The organism is Mucilaginibacter sp. P5_A6 (genome assembly GCF_056400585.1).
On sequence record NZ_JBFUKZ010000053.1, the window covers coordinates 1 to 8,250 of the forward strand.

The 8,250-nt window shown below is 34.7% G+C and carries 12 protein-coding genes; all 12 read right to left on the reverse strand.

What is annotated here, in order from left to right; genetic code table 11:
* Window positions 1–198 (reverse strand): NAD-dependent epimerase/dehydratase family protein (locus AC1DO4_RS27245; RefSeq protein WP_477420920.1); only part of this gene is annotated, 198 nt, incomplete at its 3' end.
* Window positions 179–805 (reverse strand): acyltransferase, encoded by a 627-nt coding sequence (locus AC1DO4_RS27250; protein WP_477420921.1) that lies wholly within the window; start codon window positions 803–805, stop codon window positions 179–181. The genes AC1DO4_RS27250 and AC1DO4_RS27245, both read right to left, overlap by 20 nt.
* 62 nt (window positions 806–867) lie before the next feature.
* Window positions 868–1,722 carry a glycosyltransferase family 2 protein gene (locus AC1DO4_RS27255; protein ID WP_477420922.1) on the reverse strand — a complete coding sequence of 285 codons (855 nt, stop codon included), beginning with the start codon at window positions 1,720–1,722 and terminating at the stop codon, window positions 868–870.
* On the reverse strand, window positions 1,719–2,966 hold the full coding sequence (locus tag AC1DO4_RS27260) for an O-antigen translocase (RefSeq protein WP_477420923.1): 1,248 nt from the start codon (window positions 2,964–2,966) through the stop codon (window positions 1,719–1,721). The genes AC1DO4_RS27255 and AC1DO4_RS27260 overlap by 4 nt, the downstream gene beginning before the upstream one ends.
* 9 nt (window positions 2,967–2,975) lie before the next feature.
* Window positions 2,976–3,566 (reverse strand): DapH/DapD/GlmU-related protein, encoded by a 591-nt coding sequence (locus tag AC1DO4_RS27265; RefSeq protein ID WP_477420924.1) that lies wholly within the window; start codon window positions 3,564–3,566, stop codon window positions 2,976–2,978.
* Entirely contained in the window at window positions 3,556–4,653 is a 1,098-nt protein-coding gene (locus AC1DO4_RS27270) for a DegT/DnrJ/EryC1/StrS family aminotransferase (protein ID WP_477420925.1), read from the reverse strand. Before AC1DO4_RS27270 ends, AC1DO4_RS27265 begins: the two co-directional genes overlap by 11 nt.
* Before the next feature lie 2 nt (window positions 4,654–4,655).
* Window positions 4,656–5,660 carry a 3-oxoacyl-ACP synthase III family protein gene (locus tag AC1DO4_RS27275; protein WP_477420926.1) on the reverse strand — a complete coding sequence of 335 codons (1,005 nt, stop codon included), beginning with the start codon at window positions 5,658–5,660 and terminating at the stop codon, window positions 4,656–4,658.
* Window positions 5,661–5,662: 2 nt separating this feature from the next.
* Window positions 5,663–5,899: an acyl carrier protein gene (locus tag AC1DO4_RS27280; protein WP_477420927.1), complete on the reverse strand. Its 237-nt coding sequence runs from the start codon at window positions 5,897–5,899 to the stop codon at window positions 5,663–5,665.
* Window positions 5,896–6,423, reverse strand: coding sequence for a GNAT family N-acetyltransferase (locus tag AC1DO4_RS27285; RefSeq protein ID WP_477420928.1), 528 nt, complete (start codon window positions 6,421–6,423; stop codon window positions 5,896–5,898). The genes AC1DO4_RS27280 and AC1DO4_RS27285 overlap by 4 nt, the downstream gene beginning before the upstream one ends.
* Before the next feature lies 1 nt (window position 6,424).
* Window positions 6,425–6,832, reverse strand: coding sequence for a sugar 3,4-ketoisomerase (locus tag AC1DO4_RS27290; protein ID WP_477420929.1), 408 nt, complete (start codon window positions 6,830–6,832; stop codon window positions 6,425–6,427).
* Window positions 6,833–7,246 carry a sugar 3,4-ketoisomerase gene (locus AC1DO4_RS27295; protein ID WP_477420930.1) on the reverse strand — a complete coding sequence of 138 codons (414 nt, stop codon included), beginning with the start codon at window positions 7,244–7,246 and terminating at the stop codon, window positions 6,833–6,835.
* Window positions 7,247–7,293: 47 nt separating this feature from the next.
* The coding region (locus AC1DO4_RS27300) for a lipopolysaccharide biosynthesis protein (RefSeq protein ID WP_477420931.1) at window positions 7,294–8,250 on the reverse strand (957 nt) is incomplete at its 5' end.

An 8,250-nucleotide genomic window follows, 5' to 3' on the forward strand; every position in this document is an offset into this window, starting at 1 on the left:
CATTAATGCCTCAAAAGTGATTGTGGACTCATACCAMTCTTGAATACCCCATTGATTGTACTCGTAATTGTGCCATTTGCCGTGTCCGATACCACTAACATGATAACCCTCACTATGAAAAGCTTTTGATACATATCGTCCTAAAAAACCGTAAGCGCCTGTAACTAAAACCTTTTTTTTACTTTCTTCTATATTCATCAGAAATTTCCTTAATAACTTTTGCAGGGTTACCAGCTGCGATACACCATGCCGGAATATCACGCGTAACTACGCTTCCGGCACCAATTATTGCTCCTTCACCAATTGTTACCCCTTTAAGAATTATGCAATTTATACCTATCCATGCATTGTTGCCAATTTTTATAGGACTTGAATTAACATCAATCCAACTTTTATTCTCGATAAAAAACTTTCCGTTTCTATAGTCTGTTAACTGTTGAGTTATATCATTTTCCCGTTCCATATAATTGATGGAATGTGAGTCATGGTCGTAAAAAACAGACCCCATAGCTACCATTACATTATTGCCAAATTCAATTTTTGATCTGCTTATAATATGGCTTGTTCCTATATAACACCTGTTGCCGACAATTACCTCGCCGGTAGAAGACTCAAATAAAATTTTACAATCCAAAATGGTGTCATCGCCAACCTTTAAGTATGCCTTACCTTGTGCAGGCTTAATTAAGGTTAACCTAAAGCTTTCAAAAAACTGGGCGTTCCCCTTTAAAATATAGCCTGAAACACCATTTAAGTGTCGTTTTAATAAAAAACTTTTAACCTTTTTAATTATAAAACTTGTCATAATCTCTCACAATAAGATAATACCTACCAACATATACTAATCCAGTTTGGCAGTAAAACACACTACTTCTCTTTCAACATCAATCTTTTTACAAGAAGTTTGAAAATTAAAAAATCGATTGACAACACTTTTTTTACTCCCAAATACTTGTAATATAAGGAGGGGAACCAAGTTATATTTCTGCTTACTGAGGTCTTGACGGAATGATAAATATCAAGCCTTTTTTTCATCGAAATATTCACTCCTGACATATTATTTGAATGAACTCTATATAACGACACTACTTCATCCCAAAATAAAATGGCTTTTAAAGCAGCTGCTCTCTGATAAAAAAACCAGTCTTCCATATACAAATCTTCGGGATAGTAACCGATTTTATCGTATATCGATTTATTAATTAACGAAATTGCTCCGACAGTAGAGGGCTTTGTTATCATTTCCTCAAGGATACCTTTATCAGTACTAAACTTTAGTTTATTACCCTTATTATTTTCCATCGAACTTTGTTGTGAAATGTTGTTGTTTTCATCAACGATTAAAGCATCGCTTATCAACACAAGTTTGCCATCTTTTTCATGTTCCTCTAAAATAGATACTCTTTGTGCTATAGTGTTGCCATACAGAGCATCGTCACTGGCAAGAGGTAACACATATTTGCCTTTCGCCAGTTTTAACAATTCATTAAGTGTGGTGCAAAGGCCTTTATTGTCGCGGTTTATATATTCTATTGACAGATCTGCATGATGTTCACTCACCCACCGGTTTATTATATTGTTTGAATTATCAGTAGAACCATCATTAATCACAACAATTTCTTTATTGGAATAGGTGTCATCAAGAACACTGTTTAAGGCGCCAACAACATATTTTTCGTGATTATAGCAAGGAACGATGATAGATACTAAAGGATACTTCATTTGAATAATATTTTTTTGAAAAGCACAATCATAACTATTAAATAAATAAAATAATTAATGGCAAATGCTATGGTAATGCCGTTTAGTTTAAACAAATGTATACAAACATATCCTAACAAAATGTAGCTTATACTAAATACAATTTCTGTTATAATATATGCTTTAGTCATAGCTTTTGCCAGCATTAGGTAACCTAATATCCAAGCTGCCATTTTAAAAAAATCTCCTATTAACTGAAAAATAAACAAGCCGCTCATGGCTTCAAACTCTTTAGTATACAATAGATGTATTATAAAAAAACGCAGGAAGTAAATAAGTATACAACTCACAAAAACAACGGGAAGTATGATCTTATATCCCTGGTATATTTCTTTACGCAAATCATCATCATGGTGTAATGACGATAATTTCGGTAAGTAATAAGTACTTAAAGACGTGGTTACCAACAACRGGTATCCATCAGAAATTCGCATCATACCTTGCCAATAACCGGCACTATTAATACCCAATTTACTAATTACTATATTACGTAGGATAATCTGGGAAACTGGGACAGTTAAAGCCGTAATTACTGCCATTAAACTATAGCGCGATAAGTTTCGGGCCATTTCTTTATCAAAAGGCTGGTTAAAATATGCTTTTGAAAACCAACTACTTCTAATAACCATTATTAAGGTAATAAAAAACACGATAGATTGTGCCAAAACCAAAGCATAGAGAGCCCCGCTTATTTTATAAAAGAAAACTAATATAACTGTAAAAAGCAATCCTACAATGCTTCCTACGGTATTAACCAACGTATATGTTTTTATTTGTTTTTTGCCATTTAAAATCGAGATCAGAAGCGAATTAAGTGAGTATAAAATAATGGTAACCCCTAGAACCCTTAAAGGATTAATATAAAGAATGGAATGAAACAACCATTTAGAAACATAGGTTGCCGTACAGAGTAATATAAGGCCAAATATACTTGAACTATAAATACTTATTTTAAGCGAGGTGCTAAAAAGTTTCTTTAATTGTTGTTCCTCTCCTTCAAACTCTGCAGTGTATTTAATGACGCCATTATTGATTGCTCCATTGGCAAAAGTTAATGCAATAGTTATAAAGTTTGAAAACTGTCCTATTAATGCGACTCCAGCGGGGCCTGTAAACATGGCCACAACCTTACCTGCCACAAAACCAGAAGATATACGGATAAATGTAATTATAGCCGAAAAAAAAGACGTTTTTATGAGTTTCAAACTGTCAGATTAAATGGTGATTTCCTTTAAAACCTTGCATGGATTTCCACCCGCAATAACATTGGCAGGAATTGATTTTGAGACAACAGAGTTGCTGGCTATTACAGAATTTTCACCTATGTTTACTCCTTTTAAAACAGTAACACTAACCCCAATAAAAACATTGTCGTCAATTTTAACCTTAGCGGTTTTAGGAATTCCGGTAATTCTTTTTGAAGGATCAATTGCATGAAAATCGCTGTCGACTACTGTAAAATTGGGGCCCATCAAAATATTTGAACCTAAAAAGATTCCATCTCCTTCACTTATTAAACAGGCATTATTGTTTATATAAGTACCGCTACCAATACTTATGTTACTTGCAGGATTTCTTGCTTCAATATAACAATAGGTATTATAAAAAGATGGAGATGCCAGGACTCCTATTGTAACATTTTCTCTAAAAATCACTTGTCCCTGTCCTTTTATTAAAACTGGTCCAATACAAATTGGTTGCCCCTTCACATTATTGCATGTTGATAAAATCTTATACTTTAATACACGCATTTTTGCAAAGCTGGGGGAAATGAGCTTGGTGATTAGTAATCCTCTAATATTCATTTAAAGTTTTTATAATATAATCTACCTCTTGAGGTTTTAATACAGGGCTTAAAGGTAGACTTAAAACTTCACGATGGATAGTTTCGCTTATAGGATAGCTCAAATTATTCCACTCTTTGTAAGCCTCTTGCCGGTGAGGTGGTTTAGGGTAATGGATAACCGTTTGAATGTCATTATCGGTAAGGTATTGCTGTAAATGTTCGCGGTTATCCGTTCTAACAACAAATAAATGCCAAACATGAGCACTTTGCTCAGCTACTTTTGGTAAAATAATTTTAGGATTGTTTATTTCCCGCAGGTAACGATTTGCAATTGCTCTTTTAGTTGCTGTTTCCTGGTCAAGTGTTTTTAATTTAACACTTAGTAAAGCAGCCTGCAATTCATCCAAGCGACTATTAACGCCCTTATACAGATTTTCGTATTTTTTATGTGATCCATAATTTAATAATGCTCGTATGCATTCATTTAATGCGTCATCATTGGTGGTAACAGCACCAGCATCGCCTAAAGCACCTAAATTTTTACCCGGATAAAAGCTAAAACCAGTAGCGTCACCAAAATTGCCAGCTCGTTTGCCGTTGCTTGTTGCGCCGTGGGCCTGTGCACTATCTTCAATTACTTTTAACTGATGTTTTTGCGCAATAGCGTTTATTGCCTGCATATCACACAGTTGGCCGTATAGATGAACAGGCAAAATGGCTTTTGTTTTTGCTGTTATCTTAAGTTCAATTAAAGCTGGATCAATATTGTAAGTATCGATATTGGGCTCAACCAACACAGGAACCAAATTATTAGCAGATATGGCCAAAATACTGGCTATATAGGTATTGGCAGGTACAATAATTTCATCGTCGTCCTGGAATACCCCCAACTCTTTGTATGCCCTGATAATTAAAATTAATGCATCCAGCCCGTTGGCTACACCTATCGCGTGTTTAGTTCCACAATAAGTTGCAAAATCGGTTTCGAACATTTTCGATTCATTCCCCATTATATACCAGCCCGAATCCAAAACGCGTTCAAATGCTTTCTTTAATTCCTCTTTATGTTGTTTATTAATTTCTAATAAATCTAAAAACTTAACCATAATTAATACTTTAATATTACCCCACCCCAGCTATAACCAACACCAAAGCCAGCAAGTAACACTGTGTTGCCTTTATTAATCCTTTTTTCGGTCATGGCATTATATAATGCTATGGGAATTGTTGAAGAAACTGTATTACCACAATCACGCAAATAAATAAAGAATTTGTCAGGGGGTATCTCCAGCTTTTTCCGGATATGATCAAGCATAAACTGATTAGCCTGGTGAAAAACAAACAGATCTACATCATCTAAATTCAATTGGTTCTTCAACAGTGTATCATTTACCAGCAAGGGAACAGCCCGCGAGGTAAACATGAAAATTTCTGACCCATTCATGTAAAGATCACTATCATTTCTTTCAAAGCCGTTGTCGCCATAAATATCCTTTGCCTCAACGTTTCGGTAGCGCATTCCTCCATTTTTAACAATCAGATTCTCTGCGCCGGCTCCATCAGTCCCTAAACTAAACTCACCTATTTCCGCCCCCTCATTATCAGCAACAATCAAGCTTGCAGAAGCTGCATCACCAAAAATTGTCCTATTACTTTTATCTTGATTGTTAATGAATTTACTATAAGTTTCGGCTGTAATTAATAATATATTTTTAGCTATTCCCGCTGTTACTAAACCTTTTGCTAAGGCTAGCCCATATACAAAACCCGAGCACCCCAGATTGTAATCCAGCGCACCGGCCGATGTTGGAATACCTAATTTTTGCTGCAGGATACATGCCGTAGTAGGAAGAAAATAATCAGGACTTTGAGTGCAAAACAAAATAAAGTCAATTGACTTGGGATCAATAGCATTCTCATTAAACAATCTTATCGCCGCCTTGAATCCCAAATCACTTGAGTATTCATTTTCTGCCRCAATTCTGCGTTCGTATATGCCAGTTTTTCGAGAAATTTTCTCAGCAGACCATTCGGGAAACTCACTGTTTAGCTGATCATTTTTGAGCGCCTTTTCTGGCAAGTGAAATGATGTAGCTTTAAGAAAAGCTGGCATAATTATATTTTTTTATTATGTTGTATAAAATCAAACATGTCTTGAACAGTTACCATAGACCGCAGTTCCTGATCAGACAATTTCACTTCATAGTCATCCAATATCATTGTTTGTACACACATTGCAGTTAATGAATCCCAGCTGGGTAATTCACGAAATACTGTTGTAGGATTAACATCAATTTCCTCATTATCTTCAAACTGTAAAGTAAATTTTGTTATAAATTGATCTATATTCATAGTAGTATTTTTATTAGTTTATCACGTTGTTTATAAAAATCCTGTTTATTTAATTCAAAGTAAAAATTCAACCCATCTTCGGCCACTAAAAGCGGTTTATATCCACAATGATATTTTAATACCGTTTTATTTTCTTTTCTTACGTCAAATTTACAGCTTTCAAAACCCAATTGCTCAAATGCTATTTCCCTGGTTATAATATCTCCCTTAATTGCTATTCCAACAGGGCTATCCTCTAAAAAAACCCAACTTCCTACCTCAAACTTATCGTTATTAAAATTATACAATCTTGTAGTTCCCCATTTCTTCCCGTCCAGATCTTTAACTATAAAGTAATATTCTAAATTATTTTGCTCCCTTATTTTATATTGTTTAATCCAGCTTATCTGTTTTAAAATGTCCGGTTCTGTGTATGATATATGCGTACTCCTTTTTCCGGATCTCAAACCTATAATAAACTGAGCATCTTTTTCCGTAACCAACTCTAATACAATATTGTATTTTATTACAGTATCATTAATCATTTTACTTTTCAAAATTTAAAAACTCCTGATAATCTCTTATATAATCTTTTTCGTTGTATTTATGTGAAGCAAAAACCAAACAAATAGAGCCAGATGAAAAATTAATTTCAGATGCCCATATTCCCGGAGGGATATGTAAACCAACGTAAGGTCGATTCAATTGAACAATACGTTTGCTTTTACTATCATCTAACAATACCTCAAAGCTCCCGCTTGCCGCTATTAAAAACTGGTGGCATTCTTTATGGGCATGAGCACCTCGCGATTCACCTCCAGGTATATCATATAAATAAAACACTCTCTTTATTGCGAAAGGAACCTCAATATTGTTATGGACAGGAGTAATGTTACCCGCGCGGTTTTTAATACGAGGTAATTCAAATATTGAACAGTCGTACGTTGTGCTCATTTATATCTTATTAATTTTAGAAGATAAAAACTGATCGTAATTACGTTCGTAATCATTTTCGTCGTAGTCTGTTGAAGCGGCGATAAAAGCCAACGAGTTGGTTGAAAAATTTTCCATATGCCTCCACACTCCTTCCGGAACAAATAACCCATAGTACGATCTGTTTAACGAGTATATTTGAGTTTCTTTTCCATCATTTAATACCACATCAAAACTTCCTGATAAGGCAATAATAAGTTCCTGATTTTTTTTATACCCATGCCCTCCCCGCTCCTCGCCGCCTGGAACATCATATATCCAATAAACACGCTGAATTTTAAACGGAATATGATTGTTTTCTTCTAAAAATGAAAGATTTCCTCTTTCATCTAAAATTTTAGGAAGGTTAATAAGTTTTATCTGAGCTAAAGACATATATTTTAATCGAATTATTTACAAATACAACTCCATATATAAATGAGCTACACCATCAAATTCTTAAATATTTTTCTGACTATTAAAAACAGCGTACTCAGAAAAACACCTAAAATACCACCTAAAACAATTCCCTTTAATTTACCGAACTTATCACTCTCTAACGGGAATACAGGCTTATCAATTACCTGTATTAAAGGAGTTTCCTGCCTTAAAGATAACTTTGAGATTTCAAGATTTTTAACGATCTCCGAGTAAATGGCAGTACTTGCCTGTACATCTACCTGCCTTTTTTGTGATGGCACTCTTAATATAACTAAACTAGGGTTTGCATTAGGTGCAGCGTCAAGGGCCGATGCTACACCGCTGATGGAGTTATCCAAAACCGTTCTAACACTATCGGCCTGATGTTTTAATATATTAACATTTTGGTCACTTTTTTTAGTTTTTGTTTGCGTATAAAAATCATTAACGGTCTCAACCAGTTTAAGGTTAAAAGCTTTGGCAAACAATTCGTCTCTACTTGTGATTTCAACTCTGATTATACTTAACTTTTTATCAGGTTTACCAACATTTAGTGCGCTTTTATTAAACAGATTAACAATACCTGTTATTATACTATCCTGTGTCCGGTTAAAACTATCAGAATTACCCCTGAATGTGATATTTTTTTCCTTCCATTCAGTGCGCAGCTTGTTAAAATCTATATACCTTTCTATTAATAATTGCCTTTTACCATCGATACTAACCTCGCTCAGTAGGGTTTTTTCGAGCATTAGGCGTGATTTGTATAATTCAAGTATATTATCACCCTGGAATATTCCATTTGTTCCGCCACCAAAGCCCCCCAAATCAATGCCAGCCATTGATGCCAAACCTGCATATTGCCCTAACCCTCCCGACTTACCACTTTCTTCCAAAACAAATGTAGAAACCGCTTTATAATTGGTTTTTTTCACAAATGAATACGTAAATCCCAATGTTGCTCCAATCAATGCAGAAAG

Bases quoted from the DNA above. Each gene is read 5' to 3' on its own strand.
- AC1DO4_RS27295 (WP_477420930.1), bottom strand. From the start codon at position 7,246: ATGTCTTTAGCTCAGATAAAACTTATTAACCTTCCTAAAATTTTAGAT.
- AC1DO4_RS27290 (WP_477420929.1), bottom strand. From the start codon at position 6,832: ATGAGCACAACGTACGACTGTTCAATATTTGAATTACCTCGTATTAAA.
- AC1DO4_RS27270 (WP_477420925.1), bottom strand. From the start codon at position 4,653: ATGGTTAAGTTTTTAGATTTATTAGAAATTAATAAACAACATAAAGAG.
- AC1DO4_RS27255 (WP_477420922.1), bottom strand. From the start codon at position 1,722: ATGAAGTATCCTTTAGTATCTATCATCGTTCCTTGCTATAATCACGAA.
- AC1DO4_RS27250 (WP_477420921.1), bottom strand. From the start codon at position 805: ATGACAAGTTTTATAATTAAAAAGGTTAAAAGTTTTTTATTAAAACGA.
- AC1DO4_RS27280 (WP_477420927.1), bottom strand. From the start codon at position 5,899: ATGAATATAGATCAATTTATAACAAAATTTACTTTACAGTTTGAAGAT.
- AC1DO4_RS27285 (WP_477420928.1), bottom strand. From the start codon at position 6,423: ATGATTAATGATACTGTAATAAAATACAATATTGTATTAGAGTTGGTT.
- AC1DO4_RS27265 (WP_477420924.1), bottom strand. From the start codon at position 3,566: ATGAATATTAGAGGATTACTAATCACCAAGCTCATTTCCCCCAGCTTT.